This window comes from Polynucleobacter sp. 30F-ANTBAC, assembly GCF_018882385.1.
GTDB lineage: Bacteria > Pseudomonadota > Gammaproteobacteria > Burkholderiales > Burkholderiaceae > Polynucleobacter.
The window spans coordinates 42,720-64,582 of the sequence record NZ_JACVON010000002.1 but is presented as its reverse complement, the minus strand read 5'-3'; the positions used below and the strand labels follow the sequence as shown (position 1 = coordinate 64,582).

18 protein-coding genes and 1 pseudogene are annotated in these 21,863 nt (G+C 43.0%); 5 read left to right on the top strand and 14 right to left on the bottom strand.

Annotation, left to right across the window (positions count from 1 at the left end; genetic code table 11):
- Positions 1–4 precede the first annotated feature (4 nt).
- Complete coding sequence (locus tag ICN28_RS05855) at positions 5–421, top strand: surface-adhesin E family protein (protein WP_216287025.1); 417 nt, start codon at positions 5–7, stop codon at positions 419–421.
- Between the two features lie 43 nt (positions 422–464).
- Here the strand turns inward: ICN28_RS05855 and ICN28_RS05850 are convergent, their stop codons facing one another.
- Positions 465–1,421, bottom strand: coding sequence for a restriction endonuclease (locus tag ICN28_RS05850; RefSeq protein WP_216287024.1), 957 nt, complete (start codon positions 1,419–1,421; stop codon positions 465–467).
- A gap of 104 nt (positions 1,422–1,525) precedes the next feature.
- Positions 1,526–2,368, bottom strand: coding sequence for a hypothetical protein (locus ICN28_RS05845; protein WP_216287023.1), 843 nt, complete (start codon positions 2,366–2,368; stop codon positions 1,526–1,528).
- A gap of 370 nt (positions 2,369–2,738) precedes the next feature.
- On the opposite strand from ICN28_RS05845, the gene ICN28_RS05840 reads away from it, so the two are divergent.
- Entirely contained in the window at positions 2,739–3,032 is a 294-nt protein-coding gene (locus ICN28_RS05840; protein WP_216287022.1) for a DUF1330 domain-containing protein, read from the top strand.
- 29 nt (positions 3,033–3,061) lie between these two features.
- Here the strand turns inward: ICN28_RS05840 and ICN28_RS05835 are convergent, their stop codons facing one another.
- The 7 genes from ICN28_RS05835 to def form a co-directional block, all read right to left on the bottom strand.
- Complete coding sequence (locus tag ICN28_RS05835; protein WP_216287021.1) at positions 3,062–3,733, bottom strand: response regulator; 672 nt, start codon at positions 3,731–3,733, stop codon at positions 3,062–3,064.
- Positions 3,734–3,735: 2 nt separating this feature from the next.
- The gene (locus ICN28_RS05830) at positions 3,736–5,970 is read right to left on the bottom strand and encodes an ATP-binding protein (protein WP_216287020.1); all 2,235 of its coding nucleotides are present in this window, start codon (positions 5,968–5,970) and stop codon (positions 3,736–3,738) included.
- Positions 5,967–6,548: a DUF4390 domain-containing protein gene (locus ICN28_RS05825; protein WP_216287018.1), complete on the bottom strand. Its 582-nt coding sequence runs from the start codon at positions 6,546–6,548 to the stop codon at positions 5,967–5,969. The genes ICN28_RS05830 and ICN28_RS05825 overlap by 4 nt, the downstream gene beginning before the upstream one ends.
- 14 nt (positions 6,549–6,562) lie before the next feature.
- Positions 6,563–7,861 carry a 16S rRNA (cytosine(967)-C(5))-methyltransferase RsmB gene (rsmB, locus tag ICN28_RS05820; RefSeq protein WP_370626479.1) on the bottom strand — a complete coding sequence of 433 codons (1,299 nt, stop codon included), beginning with the start codon at positions 7,859–7,861 and terminating at the stop codon, positions 6,563–6,565.
- Between the two features lies 1 nt (position 7,862).
- Positions 7,863–8,723 carry a zinc metalloprotease HtpX gene (htpX, locus tag ICN28_RS05815; protein WP_216287016.1) on the bottom strand — a complete coding sequence of 287 codons (861 nt, stop codon included), beginning with the start codon at positions 8,721–8,723 and terminating at the stop codon, positions 7,863–7,865.
- A 109-nt stretch (positions 8,724–8,832) separates the two neighbouring features.
- The gene (fmt, locus tag ICN28_RS05810) at positions 8,833–9,810 is read right to left on the bottom strand and encodes a methionyl-tRNA formyltransferase (RefSeq protein WP_216287014.1); all 978 of its coding nucleotides are present in this window, start codon (positions 9,808–9,810) and stop codon (positions 8,833–8,835) included.
- Positions 9,810–10,319, bottom strand: a complete 510-nt coding sequence (def, locus tag ICN28_RS05805; protein WP_216287012.1) for a peptide deformylase — start codon at positions 10,317–10,319, stop codon at positions 9,810–9,812. Before def ends, fmt begins: the two co-directional genes overlap by 1 nt.
- Before the next feature lie 72 nt (positions 10,320–10,391).
- Here def and dprA point away from each other — a divergent pair, with 72 nt between their 5' ends.
- Both dprA and ICN28_RS05795 read left to right on the top strand, forming a co-directional pair.
- Positions 10,392–11,054, top strand: a complete 663-nt coding sequence (gene dprA, locus ICN28_RS05800) for a DNA-processing protein DprA (protein ID WP_216287009.1) — start codon at positions 10,392–10,394, stop codon at positions 11,052–11,054.
- 134 nt (positions 11,055–11,188) lie between these two features.
- Complete coding sequence (locus ICN28_RS05795) at positions 11,189–13,801, top strand: DNA topoisomerase III (RefSeq protein ID WP_216287007.1); 2,613 nt, start codon at positions 11,189–11,191, stop codon at positions 13,799–13,801.
- A 32-nt stretch (positions 13,802–13,833) separates the two neighbouring features.
- On the opposite strand, the pseudogene ICN28_RS09575 reads toward ICN28_RS05795, so the two are convergent.
- Positions 13,834–14,886: pseudogene (locus ICN28_RS09575) on the bottom strand (FAD-dependent oxidoreductase); the annotation flags it as partial.
- A 49-nt stretch (positions 14,887–14,935) separates the two neighbouring features.
- Here ICN28_RS09575 and ICN28_RS05790 point away from each other — a divergent pair.
- On the top strand, positions 14,936–15,856 hold the full coding sequence (locus ICN28_RS05790) for a M23 family metallopeptidase (RefSeq protein ID WP_216287005.1): 921 nt from the start codon (positions 14,936–14,938) through the stop codon (positions 15,854–15,856).
- Between the two features lie 102 nt (positions 15,857–15,958).
- On the opposite strand, the gene ICN28_RS05785 is transcribed toward ICN28_RS05790, so the two are convergent.
- The 4 genes from ICN28_RS05785 to yidC form a co-directional block, all read right to left on the bottom strand.
- A complete protein-coding gene (locus ICN28_RS05785; protein ID WP_216287003.1) occupies positions 15,959–17,824 on the bottom strand; it encodes a phosphoenolpyruvate carboxykinase (GTP) in 1,866 nt (621 codons plus the stop codon).
- A 96-nt stretch (positions 17,825–17,920) separates the two neighbouring features.
- On the bottom strand, positions 17,921–18,799 hold the full coding sequence (locus ICN28_RS05780) for a patatin-like phospholipase family protein (RefSeq protein ID WP_216287001.1): 879 nt from the start codon (positions 18,797–18,799) through the stop codon (positions 17,921–17,923).
- Between the two features lie 6 nt (positions 18,800–18,805).
- Positions 18,806–20,179, bottom strand: coding sequence for a tRNA uridine-5-carboxymethylaminomethyl(34) synthesis GTPase MnmE (gene mnmE / locus ICN28_RS05775; RefSeq protein WP_216286999.1), 1,374 nt, complete (start codon positions 20,177–20,179; stop codon positions 18,806–18,808).
- 2 nt (positions 20,180–20,181) lie between these two features.
- Positions 20,182–21,855, bottom strand: a complete 1,674-nt coding sequence (gene yidC / locus ICN28_RS05770; RefSeq protein ID WP_216286997.1) for a membrane protein insertase YidC — start codon at positions 21,853–21,855, stop codon at positions 20,182–20,184.
- Between the last annotated feature and the right edge of the window lie 8 nt (positions 21,856–21,863).

Genomic DNA, 21,863 nt, shown 5'->3' with positions numbered 1-21,863 from the left:
TATCATGCCTTTTAAATACGTAAGTTTTCTATTAATAATCATTTCTTCAAGCCTTCATGCCGAGACTTGGGTGCAATACGAGGAATCTAAAAAATTAGGCTTCATAGCTTTTTATTCACCATCCTCAATTACACGTAATGAGCAATATCGAACTGTTCAGATACTGAAAAATTACTATGCGCCTCAAAAATTTACGGCAGAAGACCCTAACTTCACCTATCGCTCCACTCTAGCTACTCAATTAATCAATTGCAGTAGAAATAGTTATAAAAATAAGAGAATTCAAATATGGAGTGATGTAGGTGCTGCAGGTGAACTAAAGAAAGACTACGATTACAGTAGCAAAGATAACTGGAGTAAAACTAGCGAGAACTCAATACAGGAATCACTACATGAAAAAGTTTGTTTAACTTTTAATTAAGCGTCCCTTGACTAGACGCCGAATAATCTCTATCACTCAATATTTAGAGTTTGGACTTTTTAAGTCTCCATAGAGTACCAATTATTTCCTTTTTTATCTCCTCGTACTTTTCAATATCAAAAGGCGGAATAGTACTATTCTGAGGAAATGCTTTATTCCACATATTCATTAGATTTGGTCTATCGATTAGCTCAACATTAAGCGTGCTTGCTAATTCTTTTGCATTTGAGGTGAAGAATGAATTTGTTATTACTATTGCTTTACTTGCTTTGTAATAGTATGCGCCAGAAACAACCTCTTGAACTGCCTTGACACCAACAGGCTGAGAGTACCGCTTCGCTTGAATAGCTAACTTTTGATCCTTTTGAGTGGCAACAATGTCTACGCCGTAGTCTCCAGTTTTTGGTGTTAATTTAGCTTTATATCCTTTACTGATATAAATCTCTTTGACTATATGCTCAAACTCAGTCCCTTCTAGGCTATCTATTGAATCAAGACTTCTTAGTTTGTAATACTTATTCCAGCTATTTCTTGCAAGTTCCTCATAGTCCAATAACTTTTTTGTCTCATATGCTTCAATCTGCTTGTCGGCTTCACTCCAATCTTGCGTTTTTCTTTTAGCATTTTCAAATTTTGAAACTATATTTTTAAGCTCAAAATCAGACTGGGACGAGATGTAGCCTGCGATACCAAACCCCAAGGCTGCTCCAATTGGCCCGCCAACTAGTGCGCCCAGCCCACCTGCCAAAGTGCTTGGGCCAATTATTCGCTTAGTCTTTTCCATGACTCCGACTGCGGCTCTTAATGTAATTTGATTTTGCTTGCAATACTCAACTAATTGATCTTGCGAAAGAGACATCCTAGAGAATCTATTTTTTCCAGGCCCACAACCTGGTGAACAAGGCTTTGTGTAATAACGAACATCTTCCTCTGCGGTAAAAATCTCATTGCCGTCTGTTATCAATACCCATGCGGAATTTTTTAGTCCAATTTGATACATTTTGTAATGATAACTTTACCCTGGCATTATGTGAACTTAATGTTATGCTGGTTTAGAACAGACACAAACAAGCGTCCCTTAACTAGACGCTAAACAAAATTACTTTAATTAGAGCTAATAGGATCCATTGCTATCCCCTGAATAATTTCAAACGGTCTATAGTCTCTACCTAAATCTTGATAAGTTTTTTCTAAGAGATTTTCAAGATGTCCAGCAGTCATGCACCCATTTATTACCAAGAAAAATGACTCTCCAAATTTAGCCTGAATAAGAATTAAATTTTTATCATCAGATAAAGAGAATTTATATTCAAACTGATTGTTAAGTACCACTCTATTTCTGCTTAATTTTGGTGTCACTCCACCAATATGACTAAGTATTTCAAATACCTTATGTCCGCCATCTTTAATAACATTCGCATTAGTAAACCAATTAAGTGCTAAACAATGATCATTACTAAAAATAAGGCCTTCTTCAAGATATGCAATTCCCTTGGCTAATTTCTTTGCAAATACCTTTATAGCCTCCCTTGTTTCATCATTTATATTTAAAACACCCATTTCTTGATGTGTCATTCCTGCAGTAGGCGTAATTCCTAGCTGACGATTATTAATCCTAGCCTCTGTGGCAGAAGGTAAAAATGATTTATAAAACTTCGGCTTTTGACGATTTAAAGCCTTCATCATTCCAACCAATCTTCCATCAGAATCTCCAAATGCAGGTGAGCCCATTCTTGCCATAACAGCAACAATCAAGTCTTCATCTGATGAATAGTTATTACATGCGACGCACGATGGAAACTCGAATTTTTCAGGAGCCATCTTATTTTGAAATAAGGATCTTGGCGGACAATGCTCAATCGTAGTGGCATCCACATAACCACCACAGAAAATACATTTTGGATGTAACTTGAGAAATTTTTGCAGTTTATTTTTTCGCTCACCCATAGCAAAACTCTACTATGAGAAATTAATTTAGCAAGAAAATTCTTTAAGGCACCAATTTAAAACTGCCAATGCCAATCTGAAAATATTTGAAACCAGAAAGTTCCAATAAAAAAGGTGTCGCTAGGACACCTATGATTTGCTTGGTTTATCGCAATGTAGCAGAACTGTTTTGATCCTCTGCGCCAGCGTTTTCAATCCTCTGCTCTACCAACTGAGCTACCGGGCCAAAAAATAAGTTTTATAGCTTAACTTGTTGAGGGGGCAAAGGAATGTTAAAACTAGCTACTAATTGCCACAACAGGTTAGTTTCGCTATAAAAGCAGTTAAGCGGCGTAGCTTATGCCAAAAGGCGCTGAATTCGAGGATAAATATGACCGTCAAAGTGATTGGCTTAATTAAGCTGCAAGATAACCTGGCATTTGAAGAATACAGAAGCCAAGTATTACAAACCATTGAGCCACATGGGGGGAAAATACTTGCTAGAGGCGCTAAAGCCGAAACCTTTTGGAACCAACTCAACTGTGAAGAATTTAATGAGTTTGTTGAAATTGAGTTCCCCAGTGAGACGGCGACTCAGCAGTGGGCCCATAGTCCAGAGTACCACGCCCTTTTAGGGGTGCGTAATAAAGCCATGAAACTGACTCTATTTGCCGTTACTGTCTAAATAGTCATTATTCGGCACAGTAAAAATTGTTAGTCGCCCTTATAAGAGCCCACATCAATACCTAAAGCCTTTAGCTTGCGGTAAAGATGCGTTCTCTCTAAACCTGTTTTTTCAGAGACTCTTGTCATGCTGCCATTCGCTTGCTCAAGGTGGTATTCAAAATAGGCTTTTTCAAAGAGGTCTCTTGCTTCACGAAGAGGCAATTCAATATACGAGAAATTAAATTTACTTTGATCAGAAGGGGCACCCATTAGTAATTCGTTATCTAAGCTGACAAGGCTCTCTGATGGAGTGCTTATCTCAACTTTGCTCTCAGCTTGAAACAGCTCTTTCGGTGGAGCATTTGCTAAAGCTTGCTCTACTGTTTTCAATAGTTTTTGTAGTGCAATTGGTTTTTCTAAAAAGTTAACCGCACCTATTCTGGTTGCTTCAACTGCTGTATCAATCGTTGCATGCCCCGACATCATCACAACCGGCATGGTTAGCTGGCCATTACTTGACCACTCTTTTAAAAGCGTCACACCATCAATCTCTGGCATCCAAATATCCAAAAGTACTAAATCTGGCTCGAGAACGTTTCTAGCGTTTCTAGCTTCATGAGCATTCTGAGCAGCAATCACGGAGTGACCCTCATCGGTCAATATCTCATTGAGCAATTCTCGAATGCCCATCTCATCATCTACTACAAGAATACTTGCCATAACTAACTTTGCCTTGCTAACTGATTGAAATAGATAGACACCTCAGCGCCTATCACTTGATTTTGATTCATACGATTACGTAATTCAATTCTGGCACCATGCTCATCAATGATTTTCTTAACTGTTGCCAAGCCAAGACCAGTACCTTTGACTTTTGTTGTCACGTAGGGCTCAAAAGCTCTATTTAATATTCTGCTAGCAAAGCCAGTACCCGCATCAAGAATACTTAACTTCACAATACCCAAATCAGAAGATGCATGTTGAGGTGATGGCAGGAATTCTGTTTTAATTAGAACAGAAAAGTCGCCACCCTGATGAGCCTCTAAGCTCGCATCTAATGCATTCTGAACAAGGTTATGAATCACTTGTCTCATCTGCGTTGGGTCTGCAGAGATACCTGGACAGGCTTTATCGAGTTCAGCTCTAACAGGGCTTCCCTCATAAAGCCCGAGAACATCAATAACCAAATCATTGATCGATAAGTTTTGTAAGTTCGCTTCAGGGGTTTTAGCAAAATCTCTAAAATCATTCACCATCTGCTTCATGGCTTCAACCTGTGCAATGATCGTTGCAGTACTTTTAGTTAAAAATTCCTGCTGACTAGGCTCTAACTGGTGGCTTAATTTTTGAGCGATCCTCTCAGCAGATAATTGAATGGGCGTCAGTGGGTTCTTGATCTCATGAGCCAGTCTTCGCGCGACCTCACCCCAAGCAATTGAGCGCTGCGCCGTGATCACCTCGGAAATATCATCAAAAACCACGATCAATAAGTTATTGGGTAAACGCGTACCACGCACCAACAACGTAATACCATGCTCATGCTGATGATCTTTAGACTCTTCGCCCAAGATAATTTGTTTTTGCCAGTGAGCAGAGGGGTCGTTATTGGATATGTCATGCTCATGGAAAGCTTCTTTGACAGCATTATCAAATGCTGCGAGCTTAGAAATGCTCCCTAAACTTTGACCGATACACTGGCTAAGAGACATTTCAAAAATACGTTCAGCTCCAGCATTTGAAAGAACCAATCTTTGATTAACATCTAACACGCATACACCCGCTGTTAGATTAGAAAGAATACTTTCTGAAAATGCTTTCGAGTCTTGCAAGGAGTTTCTAGCATCCAGCAATTGCTTCGTCATCACATTGAACTGGCGGGTTAACAATCCCAACTCGTCCCCTGTATTAATTTCAGGTCTTGGAGATAAATCCCCCTCCGCAACAGCCTTTGTGCCTTTTAGCAACATGATCAGCGGATAGGCCAACTGCTTACCTAGCAACAAAGCCAAGGTCATAGCAATAAACAAGGCTAAAAATAATGTAATCGTTAATGTGCCGATATACATTTTTCTCAAACCGGATCTGCCCAGCGCTTTTTCTTGATACTCAATATAAGCTTCTTGAACAGAGAGCGCATTGCTACTTAAACTTTCTGGCATATCTTTTACTAACAACATATATCGATCTTCTGCTTGGTTTTTAAAATTAAAACCCGCTTCTAGATTTGTTGAGGAGCGCTGCAGAGGCAGCAATAACTTTATGCGATAGGTAGATTGCTCTACATCTCGGCTAGGCTCATCAATTTCAACCAATTGACCTAACGATCGAACTTGAGTCAACTTGTCCTCAGTAGCCATTTGGCTTACAAAAGAACTTAAACCTAAGCTTGCACTAGCAATTGTTTTGGGGCCTGATGCAAAAATGGCCAATTCTTTTAAATCCATCTGCTGACGCTGTCGCGAAAGCAACAAGGTTAAGCCACCCTCTCCCGATCTTCCCGAGTCTGCTTGAATGGTGCTAACCAGCTCACGGCCCTTGCTTAATAAATCCCCTTTAGAAATTTCGATGGTCGTTCGCCCAAGATTGAGGCCCGCCTCTAAGGCCCTCTCAACCTTAACATCAAACCACGACTCAATGCTTCGTGACACAAACTGCAAAGAGACACCATACAAAATAGCACCCGGCAAAACACCGACTAATGCAAAAAACATGGCCAGCTTAGCGATCAAACGTGCGCCGAAATATTTTTGACGCCAACGAATGGCGATGGTGATGACCAAAACAATAATGACAACAACAAATAGAAGGCCCACGACCACATTTGCCGCAAAAAGCCATGCAAAATATTGATCAAAAAAAGATGTGTTGGCTGAGGCTACAGCCAATAAAACCAGCAAGATTAGGGCCAATAAAACAATGGTGCCCACTAACAAAGGTTTTGCTAATACCTTGGTCATGGATTAACTCCGTTGATCAATTGCTTAGGAGAAAATTCGAAGCGTTGCCATTCGCTTTGTAAATTCCAAGATCTAGAGTTGATAGCATTAACCTGAAAAGGCTTTGCTAATTGATTGGTATCTAAGCGCATGCGAACAGCAGCTTGATAATTTTGATTGACGTTTATCGCAGAAGCTTCAATCACAGCCCAATCTTCAATGGTTCGAACGGCAGCCAATGCCTGCTTTAAATTGGATGCGGACAGACTAAAGCTGCCCAGAGTAACGCGATACTGATTGGTTAAGGCCTGATAAGATATTTTTGAAACTCTTTGTACTTCAACTGTTTTTGCATCAAACCAATACCAACGACTCTTGGTTAATTGAAACTCCGTCACAAAGTGCAGAACAACGCCTTTATTAACTAATTGCTCAAGAGCTGGACTTAATTGAAGTGAGAGATCGGCATCCAAAACCCATGCTTGATCTATCGGGCGCAGACTTACTTTTTTGAACTCAATATCGTTAGCATGCGCCACCCCAACCCCAAAGGTTGCCGTGGTCAAGACTACTGCAATCCATCTCAGTATTCGACGCATACTATTTTTAATACTTAAGCTTTCTTTTTCTCAAATAGGGCATAAAAGAAACCATCGTGATGCTTGGTTGGTAACAATTGCCCTGGTGCATCTAATCGTAACGCATTTGGCATCGCTGATAACCACCATTTTGCCTGCAACTCACCCTCATCTGGAAATATAGAGCAGGTAACGTAGAGTAACTTTCCACCTGGCTTGAGAACATCCCATAACGCGGTTAATATTTTTCGCTGCGTTACTTGCAGGTTTTTAATATCTCCCTCTTGTCTTAAGTAAGGAATATCAGGGTGACGTCTGACAATGCCTGAGGCAGAACAAGGAACGTCTGCCAAGATGGCGTCATATAACTCACCTTTAAACCATGACTTTGGCTGTGAGGCATCGCCGATTAAGACGCGCCCACCCTCTAACTTTAAACGAGCAAAGTTTTCTTCAATTCTTTTGGCACGCACGGGATCAATTTCAAGTGCATCCAACTCAATATCAAATTGCTCCAATAGCTGCGCCGACTTACCGCCTGGGGCAGCGCACGCATCGAGCACTCTGGCATTTTTTGGTGGATTGAGCAACCGAGCAGCCAGTTGCGCACCAGCATCCTGAACGGAGCAAGCCCCATTAAAAAATCCAGGGATCTGAGCCACTGGGACTGCCGATGCTAACTCCACCCCCGCAGGTATGGCCACTTTAGCAATGGGTTGAACTCTTTTAAACTCCAAGCCAGCAGCTTTAACCTCTGCCAAATAGCCCTCTTGAGCCTCTGCTGTTGATAACTGTCTATGGTTTAAACGAAGAGTTAAGGGGGGCTTTTCTCTTGAGCAAGAAATGATGGCATTCAACTCATTGGGGTAAGCAAACTTTAATTTTCTTAACCACCACTCAGGATATGAAGGGTTTTTATCTTCAGAAATTTCTTGATAGATATTTTCGTTTCTTAAAACACGACGAAGCACAGCATTGATCAACCCTTTGGCATACCCCAGATTAGCATCTAGGTTTGTTGCATTAACTGCCTCATTAACCAATGTATGCATCGGGTACATTGCTTCACCATTTTTTTCAGGCACCAATGAAATCGCAGCCCATAAAAGATATAGCGTTAATCCCGGTGGTGATTTTTGAACATATTGATTTAAAACTTCATGCACCCAATACCCTCGTCTGAGAGCCTGGAAAGTAATGCTTTGAACCGCGGGTCTTAGGGCGGGAGTAACGGTTTGCATGGCAACCGTTAATGAAACTCCCGACTGAACTTGCTCCAGAACCTTTGCTGTTGCGAGGAGCGACTTTGAGAGGCTTGCGCCTTGTTGTTTAATATCAGACAGGGTAAGTTCCAGTTCTTGCCATTTCCATCAAGCGTGACACACGCTCAACCGTTGGCGGGTGAGTTGAAAATAATCCAGAAATACCGCCGCCTGAGAGAGGATTCATAATCATCATCTGAGCTGTTTCTGGGTGATGCTCGACCGCATCAAAGTGTTGTCCTGCGGCATAGCGTTGGATTTTATCAAGCGCACTGGCTAAAGCTTCTGGATCACCACAAATTTCAGCGCCCCCTCGATCGGCCTCATACTCTCTAGCTCTTGAAATGGCCATTTGAATCAAGCTTGCTGCCAATGGTGCCAGAATCGCCACCAAAATCGTTGCGATCGGATTGCTCGGGCGACCCTCTGAATCTCGGCTACCAAAGAACATTGCAAAATTGGCAAGCGCCGATAAAGCACCCGCCATTGTTGCTGAAATGGTAGAAATAAGAATATCTCTATTTTTAACGTGCGCTAACTCATGCGCCATCACACCACGAATTTCTCTTTCAGAAAGAATTCTTAATATGCCCGTTGTTGCTGCAACGGCGGCATGTTGGGGATTGCGCCCCGTTGCAAAAGCATTCGGCGCAGCCTCATCTATTAGGTAAACCTTTGGCATTGGCAAATTGGCGCGCTGGGATAACTCTTGCACCATACGATAAAAATGAGGGGCGGCAACTTCATCGACCTCCCTTGCATTCATCATTTTCAAAACCATCTTGTCAGAAAACCAGTAGCTAAAAAAGTTCATGCCAAATGCAAATAACAACGCCATTAACATGCCTTGCTCACCACCCAACATACCACCAACCACCACAAACAAGGCGGTAATACCGGCCATCAATATTCCGGTTTTAAACCAATTAAACATGTGCTCTATTCCTTAGAAAAGTATCTTTTCTCAATTCTAGTTTTTTATATAGCAACTTGCATCTCATACAAGCAATTGTTGATACTTTCAAATGGTTGCAAAGGGTCAATTACTTGAATAACTGTTGACCTGGCGCCCAAGCCAAACTTTGAGCTAGCTGGATAGCTGGGGTGCGCTTGCCACCCGGCTTTTGTAATTCTGTTAACAATAAAACTCCTGAGCCTGTAGCCACATGAACGCCATGATTATCAATCGAGACTATTTGTCCTTGAGTAAAGCTACCCGCGAGAAGCGCCGTGATTTTTGCGCCCCATACTTTGATAACCTGACCATCCTTCTCAAAGTTAGCGCCCGGGAAAGGGTTAAAGGCTCTTATCTGGCGATTTAACTTTTCAGCGCTCTCAGACCAGTCAAGGCGAGCCTCTTCTTTTTGTATTTTATGAGCATAGGTCACGCCAACAGCATCCTGAATCAAACTAGGGAGCGCATGATTTTTCTCATACTGAGACAGGGCTTCAACTATCATCTCCCCACCAAGCAAAGCCAAACGATCATGCAAGCAAGCGGTTGTCTCTTGATCCTGTATAGCTAACTCCTTTTTGGCAATCACCGGACCGGTATCAAGACCTAAATCCATTTGCATAATTGAAATGCCAGTTGTTAAGTCACCAGCTTCAATGGCTCTATGTATGGGTGCAGCCCCCCTCCAACGAGGAAGGAGTGACGCGTGAATATTCAAACAACCAGCGCGACCTTGACGTTCTGCAACCTCAAATACTTCTTTAGGCAAAATCAAACCGTAAGCGGCTACCACCATCACATCGAAATCAATGGCTTCAAGCTGATGAAGCGCATCCTTAGCTTCGTCGGCATATTTGCCATCGACTTTTAGAGAGCTGGGCTGTAGGACAGGAATATTTTTAGTAAGGGCAAACTGTTTAACTGGGCTTGCCTGCAAGCTCATACCTCTGCCCGCCGGCCGATCCGGTTGAGTCATGACCATCACAATTCGATGACCTGCACACTCAATCAACTCCAAGGCTACTTTTGCAAACTCCGGTGTGCCCGCAAATACAACCTTCAACATTAAATAACACCTGCTTTAATTCTTTTCTTTAGCTTGCCAGCAATGCGCATCCGCTTTAATGATGACAAATACTCAACAAAGACCTTGCCCTTCAAATGATCCATTTCATGTTGAATACAAACTGCCATCAAGCCATCCGCATGAATTTCAAAAGGCTTACCATCGAGACCCAATGCCTTCACCTTTACTTCAGAAGGTCGAGATACTTCATCGTAAAAATCTGGTACAGATAAGCAGCCCTCTTGCCAGACTTTTGTTTCTTCGCTCGTCCAAATCAACTCTGGGTTGATAAAGACTTGTAACTGATTTCTCTCATCCGACAAATCAATCACAATAATTTGTTGATGAACGTTCACCTGCGTTGCGGCCAACCCAATGCCCGGAGCTTCATACATGGTTTGAGCCATATCTTTGACCAATGCACGAACTTTGTCATTTACCTCAATGACAGGCTTTGCCACCGTGTGCAAACGCGGATCAGGATAGTTAAGGATAGGTAATACGGCCATTTCAAAAGTTTCTTACAAAAGGTTCAATAAAGGCTGATTGTTGGGATCTTTTAAAGCACAGACAATTGATATATGACTTCTATTATCGCAATCAATCAATCAAGCCCCTATTATCCGAGGAGATTGCTTGATTTGCAGGACCCTCCCCTAGAAATATTTTGCAGAGGCCATCTCGAAGCACTTAGATTACCCAGTTTAGCCATTGTGGGCTCCAGAAAAGCTAGTCAACAGGGCTTAAGACATGCTCATGATTTTGGAAAATCCTTAGTCCATATGGGAATTTGCGTTGTTTCTGGCATGGCCGAGGGCATCGATACCGCCTCTCATCTAGGCGCCCTTAGCTCGGAACTTGATTACTGCACGATTGCGGTATGCGGCACGAGCTTGGATCGGTGTTACCCGATCAAAAACAAGGGTTTATCGCAAAAAATTGCTGAAAATGGCCTGTTAATCTCCGAGTATCCAATTGGCACAGTCACCAAGCCGTATCACTTCCCGCAAAGAAACCGTTTGATTGCAGCCCTTTCACTTGGCACCCTTGTTGTTGAAGCCACTCAAAAATCAGGCTCCTTAATAACTGCCAGAATTGCCAACGAGCTTGGTCGAGAGGTTTTTGCCATTCCGAATGGAATTGGCAAAGTCTGCTCCTCGGGATGCCATCAACTCATTCGAGAGGGGGCCAAGTTAACAGAGAGACCCTCGGACATCGCGGAGGAGCTCATTTTTAAGTTATGAAATGGTTCATTCACGATCAACACTATTAATAAGAAAAAAGTGGCTGTTTTTTAATTTTTTCCAACTTTTCCATTTATCGGTTAATAATGAAAAAAGGAAATTCATTTAATTAGACCCTTTGGGAAAGCTGCATCGTGGCAAAAACTACTGCTGAACCGAGCCATTACAAGGCTCTTATTATTGCTGAAAAACCGTCTGTAGCGGCTGATATTGCTCGCGCAATTGGCGGATTTACAAAGCATGAAGACTATTTTGAAAGCGATGACTTTGTTGTGTCATCTGCTGTAGGACACTTATTAGAAATAGCCGCTCCCGATGCCTATGAGGTAAAGAGGGGTAAGTGGTCATTTACTAACCTCCCGGTAATTCCCCCGCACTTTGACTTACGGCCCATTGCAAAGACAGAGGCTCGCCTTAAAGTCCTACAGAAACTCATTAAACGTAAAGACATCAACCGCCTGATTAACGCCTGTGACGCGGGACGCGAGGGTGAATTAATTTTTAGGCTTATTGCACAGTACACCAAAGCCACCCAATCAGTTGAGCGCCTGTGGCTTCAGTCGATGACGCCTCAGGCGATTCGCGATGGCTTTACCAAGCTTCGTAGTGATGATGATCTTCTTAACTTGGCTAATGCAGCACGCTGCCGCTCCGAGTCTGACTGGTTAGTGGGCATCAATGGCACTCGTGCCATGACCGCTTTTAATAGCAAAAGTGGTGGCTTCTTTCTAACAACCGTTGGTCGAGTGCAAACGCCAACTCTTTCTATTGTGGTTGAGAGAGAAGAGTTAATTCGTAAATTTATTTCACGTGATTACTGGGAAGTTAGTGCTGAGTTTATTTGTGCTGCCGGCATTTACCAAGGTAAGTGGTTTGACCCTAAATTCAAAAAAGAATCCAAGGACGCCACAGTTGATCCTGAGAAGAAAGAAAGTCGCCTTTGGAGTGAAGCCGCTGCTGCAAGCATCGTCGCAGCTTGTCATGACAAATCAGGCAAGGTTACCGAAGAGTCAAAACCGAGCTCACAAGCAGCGCCTCAGCTTTTTGATCTAACCAGCCTGCAGCGTGAGGCCAATGCGCGCTTTGGATTCTCTGCCAAAAACACACTGGGTCTGGCGCAAGCTCTTTATGAGAGACACAAAGTTTTAACTTATCCAAGAACTGACTCACGAGCTCTGCCAGAGGACTATTTGCCAACCGTTACCAGCACTCTAGAAATGCTAGCAGAGAGCTCGGATAACTATTACCCCTTTGCTTCTCAGATTTTGAATAGCTCATGGGTTAAGCCCAATAAGAAAATCTTTGATAACAGTAAGATTTCTGATCACTTTGCGATTATTCCAACGCTTCAAGCACCCAAGAATTTATCCGAGCCCGAACAAAAACTGTATGACTTGGTTGTCAGACGCTTTATGGCGATCTTCTTCCCAGCAGCAGAATTCAAGATCACCACACGCATCACTGAGGTGAGCGGCCACATGTTTAAGACGGATGGAAAAATACTAACCAATCCTGGGTGGCTAACGGTTTACGGTAAATCAACTCAAGATGACAAAGAGTTGGTGGTGGTTGCAGAAAATGAAAAGGTACAAACAGAATCTGTTAATCCTGTACCGCTGAAAACAAAGCCGCCCGCTAGATATACAGAGGCGACGCTACTATCAGCCATGGAAGGCGCAGGAAAGTTAGTTGATGATGATGACATGCGCGAAGCCATGTCCGATAAAGGCTTAGGAACCCCAGCAACAAGAGCCGCCATCATCGAAGGCTTGCTTGCTGAGAAATACATGGTACGTGAAGCGCGCGAAATTATTCCAACGGCTAAAGCATTCCAGCTAATGACTTTACTTCGAGGTCTCGGCGTCGAAGAATTAACGCAGCCTGCGCTTACTGGTAATTGGGAGCATAAATTAGCGCTCATGGAAAAAGGTCAAATTGACCGAAATACCTTCATGCAAGAAATTGCTCAAATTACACAGCGGATTGTTAAGCGTGCAAAAGAGTATGACAGCGACACCATTCCTGGCGATTATGCTGACCTCAAAACACCATGCCCACACTGCGGCGGATTGGTTAAGGAAAACTACCGTCGCTTTGCTTGTGAAAAGTGCGGCTTCTCTATCAGCAAAATTCCAGGTGGCAGAGCATTTGAATACGACGAGGCTGAGGCCTTCATTGCCAACAAAGAGATTGGGCCGCTTCAAGGCTTTAGAAGCAAAATGGGGCGCCCATTTGCAGCAATTATTAAATTGGTTGCCATCCCAGAAGATGACAAAGACTATCCAAACGCTGGATTCAAACTAGAGTTTGACTTTGGTAATAGTGAAGAAGACAGCTTGGAAGAAGTTGATTTCACTGGGCAGACCTCTTTGGGTGCTTGTCCGAAATGTTCGAGCGCTGTTTATGAGCACGGCATGAAATATTTATGTGAGCGCAGTGTTGGTCCAAGCAAGTCATGTGATTTTTCAACTGGAAAAGTTGTTCTCCAGCAAGAAATTTCGAGAGAACAAGTTTCTAAGTTACTCGCTGAAGGTAAAACAGACTTATTAACGAATTTCAAATCCAATAGAACGGGTCGCGGCTTTAAAGCTTACTTAGCTCGTCAACCGGATGGCAAAATTAGTTTTGAGTTTGAGGCGCCTGCTAAAAAACGCGCTGCACCCAAGGTGGCTGCTAAATCAGCAGTTAAGCCAGCAGCAGCTAAACGAGCGCCAGCAAAAAAACGAGCATCAAAAAAGGCTGAGTGAGCCATCTCGTGCGCCAGGTGTTCTGTGAACATCTGGCTTCCTAATGCAGACCACATGACTCCTCTAGACCCAAGAGAGATCAATGTATACAAGCCCGGGCACCCATCAACGGGTCCAATAATAGGAAGTCGATCGCTAGCAACACAGCGAACCCCTATAAATGCACTGTGTGCTTGCAGCTCTTCTTCAATTGAAGAAAGCGACAACATCTCTTTCATCAGTGAGCTGTTTTCCAAATCACTTTCTGGCCACCTACTTAAATCATCGATACCCTCGTTATAAGTGGACCCAATGACCCACTCATAACAATCCTTTTCTACGAGACTTGGTGGCAAACAATAAGCCTTCCCAGAAAGGGCGACCTTTGGGATATGGGTGCTCCAAGTGGTATCTGATTTAAATCGGAACCGAGAGAGCTGCCCCCTAACGGGTTTCAAGGGTAAATCCACGTTCAAACCATTGGCTAATTTCTTTGCACCCAACCCATTTGCTAAAAATAAGCGCTTTGTTATTGCGATCTGCTCAAGCTGTGAATCTAGAACGACCCAATGCCCATTTTCATAATGGATCTTTGCCACTTCTGTTGACCAACGTTTCTGGGCCGATGGCACACATTCAAACGTCTCTTGGCATGCTTGCTGAATATTAACCCAGCCACCCTCTGGGAAAAATGTACCCCCCGCATTAACGTTCAGCATTCTCAATGCCTCAGCTTGACTGAGCGGAATAGCCTTTTCGGGACTGAATCCTTGGGACAGTAGCCTCTCACTCATCAGATCTTTACTAAAACCGTCTTGAGTTCTTGGTAAATGAAAGACCCCGTCACCGCGCCAACTTGTGGCCCAAACATGCCTAGCCTCATTAAAAGCCATAAAAGTTAGTCGTTGAAGCCTAGACGCGCCTCTTCCAATATACGGGTGGCATAAAGCTTCAGCATGCGCGCTTGTTTTAGTTGCCTCAGACGCCCCCTGATCTATCACTAAAAAATTACTTATTTTGTTATTTTTCAATGATTTAACGATGGCAGCACCGGCTATACCCGCCCCAATAACAATAGCATCATAGGTGGTTTGTGGTTTGGGCATCTTTGGGTCTGGCTTTATAATGAAGGATTGTTATATTTGAACTGATTTCATGCAATTAATGTGGGTTTCTGGTCCAACCGGCCGGGTTAGAAAAATATCAATCACTTTGAGAACTGTCTCAATGGGCATCGCTATTTTTGCAGCCTTTTTAATTGCGGTTGGTGGTATTTTGCATTTTGTTGGTCTTCGCATTGCTATTGAAGCTCGCCCCGATATTGCCCGAGCAATGGGGGGTGTTTTAACTCAGGCCGAACAAGACAAAATTGAAGAGGCCTATCAAGAAAGACTAAGGCTCATTCAAGAAAACCTTCAAGCCACCACCGAAGAACTCCTACAAATTCAAAAAATTAAAGACCGCTTCATGGAAATGGCAACTCCCAGTGCGGTTAAGTCTCAGATACCCGGTGGCAATGCAAAGGGTGGACCACTAAAGCCTGCAAGTTTTAAATCAACTAACAGCTCTGACCTAGTTGAATCACTTGATGAGTCTTTGCATAATGTCACCGCATTTAAGAAAAGCGTCCAAGAAGTTCATCAACTATGGACAAAGCAGTTAACTTGGTTAAACGCCCTCCCTACAGGGCTCCCAGTTAAAGGTCATTACAATTTAAGCAGCGGTTACGGCTTTAGGATAGACCCCTTTACTCAAACCATGGCCAAACACGAAGGTCTTGATTTTGCTGCGTCGGTCGGCACACCAATTATTGCATCAGCAGGTGGCGTGGTTAGCAGAGCCGGTTACGAAGCACAATACGGCAATATGGTTGAAATTAAGCACGCAGAAGGATTTATGACTCGCTATGCTCACGCTAGTCAGATTTTGGTTAGAACAGGGCAAACCGTCAAGAGAGGCGATATTATTGCTAAGGTTGGTAATACTGGAAGATCTTCAGGGCCTCACCTTCACTACGAAGTAATGAGAGCGGGCGCTCACATCAATCCAGCCAATATGTTACCCAAAGAACATTAACCTGATTAACAATACTTAACCTAATTAATAAAAAAGCCCCTTTAATCATCAAAGGGGCTTTTTCTTTTAAGGTCAGCTATTTTACTGACCTCCATGATTCACTTAACTTGATAGGCGAGCCTCTAGAGCTTTTTTAGTCTCTACTAACTCTTTGGGTAAATGATATGAAAGTTGTTCAAACAACTGATCATGTAACTTCATTTCATCGTGCCAAGCAGCTTTATCAATTGAAGTTACCTTATCGAACTGTTCAGCTGTGAAATTCAAACCAGCCCAATTAAGGTCAGCATGTGTTGGCGTTGTACCAAAGATATTCTCTTGACCTTTTGATTTACCCTCAATTCGCTCCAACATCCAAGCCAATACGCGCATATTCTCGCCGTAACCTGGCCAAACAAACTTACCACTATCATCTTTACGGAACCAGTTAACACAGTAAATACTTGGCAACTTAGCGCCTTCTGCTGAAAGCTTTGTGCCCATATCCAACCAATGTTGGAAGTAGTCGCTCATGTTGTAACCAGCAAATGGCAACATCGCAAATGGATCACGTCTCACAACACCCTGCTGTCCAGCTGCTGCAGCGGTTGTTTCTGAGCCCATGGTTGCTGCCATATAAACGCCTTCAACCCAATTACGGGCTTCCGTAACCAAAGGCACGGTTGTTGAGCGTCGACCACCAAAAATAAACGCATCAATCGCAACACCATCCGGATTGTTCCACTCAGGGTCAATCACTGGATTATTGGTAGCGGCAACAGTAAAGCGAGCATTTGGATGGGAGGCCTTGCGACCGTTTGCGCCATCAGCGGGCGTCCAGTCTTTACCCTGCCAATCAATGAGATGATCAGGGGCCTTATCTGTCATACCTTCCCACCAAACATCGCCGTCATCGGTTAAGGCAACGTTTGTGAAAATAACGTTTTCGTTAAGAGATGCCATGCAATTCGCATTGGTTAGGGTATTTGTACCCGGTGCAACGCCAAAATAGCCAGCTTCTGGATTAATTGCAAACAATCTTGTTTGACCAGACTTGTCCTTACGTGGCTTGATCCAAGCAATGTCATCACCAATGGTTGTTACCTTCCAACCCTCATATCCCTGAGGTGGAATCAACATTGCAAAGTTTGTTTTTCCGCAAGCTGAAGGGAAAGCCGCTGCCACGTGGTATTTTTTGCCTTCCGGTGAAGTAACACCCAAAATTAACATGTGCTCTGCCAACCAACCTTGATCGCGACCCATGGTAGAGGCGATTCTTAAAGCGAAACACTTTTTGCCTAGTAAAGCATTACCACCGTAACCAGAACCATACGACCAAATCTCACGTGTTTCTGGGTAGTGAACAATATACTTCGTTGCATTACAAGGCCAAGCAACATCTTTTTCACCGACGGCTAATGGCTTACCTACTGTGTGCACACAAGGAACAAATGGACCATCCGTTCCTAAAACATCAAAAACACCCTTACCCATACGAGTCATCACGCGCATATTGATTGCAACATAAGGGCTATCTGATAATTCAACGCCAATATGAGCAATAGGTGAACCTAATGGGCCCATAGAAAACGGCACCACATACAAGGTTCGGCCTTTCATGCAGCCAGCAAATAATGGCTGTAGAGTGGTTCTCATTTCAGCGGGATCCATCCAGTTATTAGTTGGACCTGCATCCTCTTTTTTAGCAGAGCAAATATATGTTCTGTCCTCAACGCGAGCGACATCGCTTGGGTCAGAACACGCTAAATAGGAGTTTTTTCTTTTTGCTGGATTAAGTTTTTTTAGTGTTCCAGCCTCAACCATTTTGGCGCATAAACGGTCGTACTCCTCTTGTGAACCGTCACACCAGTAAACGCTGTCTGGCTGGGTTAGAGCGGTTATTTCACCGACCCAGTCAATTAATTTCTGATGTTTAACATAAGATGGCGCATTAATAGGGGCCACACCCTTCATCATAGGTTCGTTCATGGTTAGATTTGAGTAATTGGAATAACGTAAGGATACCACTTGGAGAGCTTTTTGACCTTACAAACGGGTTGACCAACCCTCTTAATCAAGAGGCACCTAACCGCCAAAAGATTTAGAAAAAATGATGTTTTTTGCATCTTCGCGCCCCTGTTCATAAGCTAAAGGCATCAACTTAAATTTTGAATAATCCCAACTTGAAATAAGTATGGGCGTTCTTGGCTGCACATACGTTAAACGAAGGCCTGGGAGCTCCCTAACAAAGCAATCTGGATAAGGGTATCGTCTGGTTAAAAGTACAAGAACCTCTTGAAGTTTTTGACCGGGTTCTGCAGGCAATAAACCATCAATGGGCACATTATCAACAAGCCCTCCATCCAAAACAGTCGCGCCATTTCTTTGCATAACGGGTGTAAATGGTGGCGTACAAGAAGATTGAAGTATTAGCTCCACCAGTTCACCCATGGTTTGACATGATTGTGCGGCAACAAAAACCCGCTTAAAGCCCAATTTTTTTCCTAAAACAGGATGAAGGCTTTTTTTAAAGTATTTTTCTAAGTTATAAATCAACAACCCAATGACAACGGCGGATCGTGGCCCCAGCCAATGAGGTACCTGGGCCAAGCCAATCATAATTTCCGGAGCAGTCTTCAGACGATCAAAGCCATCACCAAGAATATGCGTGAGGGCGCCCATATATAAATGATGGTGAGGAAAAACCGGTTCTGAACTGAATACGTTTTCCCAGTTGGCATTTTTGCTCACTTGAGCCAAAACCTTAGCGTAATAGTTAAGGCCCCATTCAGCTCCCTCTTGCCCAGGTCTTGCATATAAAAGACAGGCTGTAGCGGCTCCCGCGCTGATAGCTACTATTCTGCTCGGCTTCTGAGGTAAGTGCTCATTTAAATAGTGCCAGAACCCTGCCTGCCACCAACATCGATTACCGCCGCCGGCTAACACAACTTGATCAAATTGCATGGTTAATTATTTACCAATGCAAAACGTACTAAAAATTTCGCCCAATAAATCGTCTGGCAAAAACTGTCCTGTTATTTTGGCAAGGGCCTCTTGTGCCAGGCGCATTTCCTCGGCCGCTAGCTCAACTGACTCAGCCTCTTGAACAAGCAAATCAAGTGCCGTTGCTATATGAGTCTCAGCCTCTAACAAAGCCTCAATGTGTCGCTTTCTGGCAAGGATGCCACCCTCAGCCTCGGGCTGCCAACCAGCTACTTGTAAAAGTTCCGTTTTTAATGCATCAAGTCCCTGGCCCGTTTTAGCTGAAACATAAACATGTCCATCATTAGAACTTACCACCACAGATGATTGATCAATTTTGTTCCAAACAGTTTTGATGGGTACTTGTTTTGAGCAAATCTCTTGGATTTTTTTAATGAGCTCTTTATCAGTTTCTGTAACTTGAGCGCCATGCGTGGCATCCATTAAATGCAACACCAAATCCGCCTGCTCAATTGCTTTCCAAGTTCTTTCAATGCCAATTTTTTCAACACTATCACTGGTTTCCCTAAGCCCCGCTGTATCGACGACATGTAAGGGAATTCCATCAATCTGAATCGTTTCTTTTAATCTATCTCGCGTTGTGCCAGCAACATCTGTAACGATCGCCACTTCTTCACCGGCTAAGGCATTCATTAAGGAACTCTTTCCTACGTTGGGCTGACCCACCAAAACAATTGTCAAACCATCTCTAATGATCGCGCCCTGTTGTGCTGCTTTTTTCACATCCTTAATGCTACTTAATATCTTTTTAAGTCGATTAATGACATCGTGCTGCTTAATAAAATCAATTTCTTCTTCAGGAAAATCTAAGGTGGCTTCCGTTAATGCGCGAAGCTCAATTAATGCCTTTAAAAAGACATCAATTTTTTGTGAGAATTCGCCCTTTAATGATTTTGCTGCGCCCTTAGCAGCCAAAGTGCTGCTGGCATCAATTAAATCTGCAATTGCCTCTGCTTGAGCCAAGTCAATTTTTCCATTCAAGAAAGCTCGCTCGGTAAATTCACCCGGCATAGCCAAACGCAATCCATACAACCGTCCAACCCGCAAACAATAATCTAGCAAAACCTCGAGGGCAGCAGAGCTTCCATGACATTGCAACTCTAAGACATCTTCGCCTGTATAAGAATGAGGGCCCTGAAAGTAAATGGCTAATCCCTCATCAATTGGCTCCTGATTTTCATCATGAAATTTAATCAGAGTGGCATAGCGAGGGACTAATTCAGAATGACAAAGGGCCTTACTTATTTGTAAGACCCCTTGACCAGACAATCTAATAATGCCAACACTGGCACGACCCTTAGCTGTTGCTAAAGCAATGATTGGGTCGCGCTGTAACGTCATATTTAAGTTGTCTTTTTATTGCCGCCATAGACTCTGTTAATTTGCCATTGCTGAGCAATTGATAGGATGTTGTTAACCACCCAATAAAGAACCAGACCAGATGGGAAAAAGAAAAACATAACGGAGAAGATCAATGGCATAAACATCATCAACTTCGCCTGAACTGGATCTGGTGGCGTTGGATTTAATTTTGTTTGCACAAACATTGAAACAGCCATAAGGATTGGCAATAAACCAATCGGCGCACCAAACCAAACACCAAACAATGTGTCCGGCTTTGATAGATCTTGAATCCATCCAAGCCAAGGTGCTCCACGCATCTCTACGGACGCCAACAAAACCCAATACAGCGCAATAAAGACAGGGATCTGAACCACCACAGGTAAGCAGCCGCCAAGTGGATTGATCTTCTCTTTGCGATACATTTCCATCATCGCCTGATTGAGTTTTTGTGGTTCTCCCTTAAAGCGCTCTTTCATCTCCAAAAGTCTTGGCTGAACCTCTTTCATTCTGGCCATAGACTTGTAGCTTGCGGCTGATAAAGGGAAGAAAACTAACTTGATTAAAACCGTCAACAAAATAATTGACCAGCCCCAGTTATTAACAACGGCATGAATTTTTTCTAACAACCAGAAAATGGGTTTTGCCAAAATGGTTAACCAGCCATAGTCTTTAACCAACTCAAGACCTGGAGCGATATTTTCCAAAACGCTTTCTTGTTGTGGACCTACAAATAGTTTTAATGTCTCTGTTTTTTCTTGACCAATACCAATAGTCTCTAATTTAGACTTAACACCAACGCGGTATTGATTCTTTTCCAACATTTCTACGTACAAATCTTTTTGATAGTTCGTTGAAGGAATCCAAGCAGATGTGAAGTAGTGCTGAATCATGGCAACCCAAGTTGCTCGACCAACCACTTGAGATCCTGGGGCCTTCGCTTTACCTTTTTCGATATCAGAAAACTCAATTTTCGAAAATTTCTCTGCCTCTGTGTAAATCGCTGGCCCTGTAAAGGTACTGTAAAAAGAACTATCCTCTACAACACCCTTGTAAGAAGGCTTGCCACCATCTCTTACTATTTCGGCATAGAGAGTTGCATCTAGATTTTGCGCGCTAATGTTTTTAATTACATGCTTCGCATCAATCAAATAAGACCCCGCTGTTAATGAGTACGTTTTTTCTAAACGGACCCCATTTTTTTCTGCGGTTAAGCTTATTGAGTTATTGGTTGCATTTTTTACAACCGAAAAAACTTGTGTGTGATTTGGAAGTTCAGCTCCTGATGCTGAAACAAGGCCGCTTCTTGCAAAGTATTGACGCTCATTGCTTTTATCAAAAAGCAAAACTGGCGTTTTATCATCTTCAAAATGCTTCAATAGACGCGCCTTAATAATTGCGCCTCCGATCGTATCTACCTCTAACTCAAGCACATCATTCTTAAGAGAAATGATCTCACCGATTTTGGGGGCAGACACAGTCGCTGCTGGCAAAGCTGCTGGAGCCTTAATTGCCTTTGGTAAGTCTTGGTTACCGCTATTGTTAACTACTGCAACCTCAGCCTTTTTACTCGGACCAAACATCGAAGACTGCCCATTGTGGGTTTGCCAGTTGTCAAACAACAAAATAGCTGAAATTGTGAAGATTGCCCAAAGAAGCGTTTTTCTAATGTCCATTATTTTTT

Bases quoted from the DNA above. Each gene is read 5' to 3' on its own strand.
- ICN28_RS05855 (WP_216287025.1), top strand. From the start codon at position 5: ATGCCTTTTAAATACGTAAGTTTTCTATTAATAATCATTTCTTCAAGC.
- ICN28_RS05850 (WP_216287024.1), bottom strand. From the start codon at position 1,421: ATGTATCAAATTGGACTAAAAAATTCCGCATGGGTATTGATAACAGAC.
- ICN28_RS05845 (WP_216287023.1), bottom strand. From the start codon at position 2,368: ATGGGTGAGCGAAAAAATAAACTGCAAAAATTTCTCAAGTTACATCCA.
- ICN28_RS05840 (WP_216287022.1), top strand. From the start codon at position 2,739: ATGACCGTCAAAGTGATTGGCTTAATTAAGCTGCAAGATAACCTGGCA.
- ICN28_RS05835 (WP_216287021.1), bottom strand. From the start codon at position 3,733: ATGGCAAGTATTCTTGTAGTAGATGATGAGATGGGCATTCGAGAATTG.
- ICN28_RS05830 (WP_216287020.1), bottom strand. From the start codon at position 5,970: ATGACCAAGGTATTAGCAAAACCTTTGTTAGTGGGCACCATTGTTTTA.
- ICN28_RS05825 (WP_216287018.1), bottom strand. From the start codon at position 6,548: ATGCGTCGAATACTGAGATGGATTGCAGTAGTCTTGACCACGGCAACC.
- htpX (WP_216287016.1), bottom strand. From the start codon at position 8,723: ATGTTTAATTGGTTTAAAACCGGAATATTGATGGCCGGTATTACCGCC.
- fmt (WP_216287014.1), bottom strand. From the start codon at position 9,810: ATGTTGAAGGTTGTATTTGCGGGCACACCGGAGTTTGCAAAAGTAGCC.
- def (WP_216287012.1), bottom strand. From the start codon at position 10,319: ATGGCCGTATTACCTATCCTTAACTATCCTGATCCGCGTTTGCACACG.
- dprA (WP_216287009.1), top strand. From the start codon at position 10,392: ATGACTTCTATTATCGCAATCAATCAATCAAGCCCCTATTATCCGAGG.
- ICN28_RS05790 (WP_216287005.1), top strand. From the start codon at position 14,936: ATGCAATTAATGTGGGTTTCTGGTCCAACCGGCCGGGTTAGAAAAATA.
- ICN28_RS05785 (WP_216287003.1), bottom strand. From the start codon at position 17,824: ATGAACGAACCTATGATGAAGGGTGTGGCCCCTATTAATGCGCCATCT.
- ICN28_RS05780 (WP_216287001.1), bottom strand. From the start codon at position 18,799: ATGCAATTTGATCAAGTTGTGTTAGCCGGCGGCGGTAATCGATGTTGG.
- mnmE (WP_216286999.1), bottom strand. From the start codon at position 20,179: ATGACGTTACAGCGCGACCCAATCATTGCTTTAGCAACAGCTAAGGGT.
- yidC (WP_216286997.1), bottom strand. From the start codon at position 21,855: ATGGACATTAGAAAAACGCTTCTTTGGGCAATCTTCACAATTTCAGCT.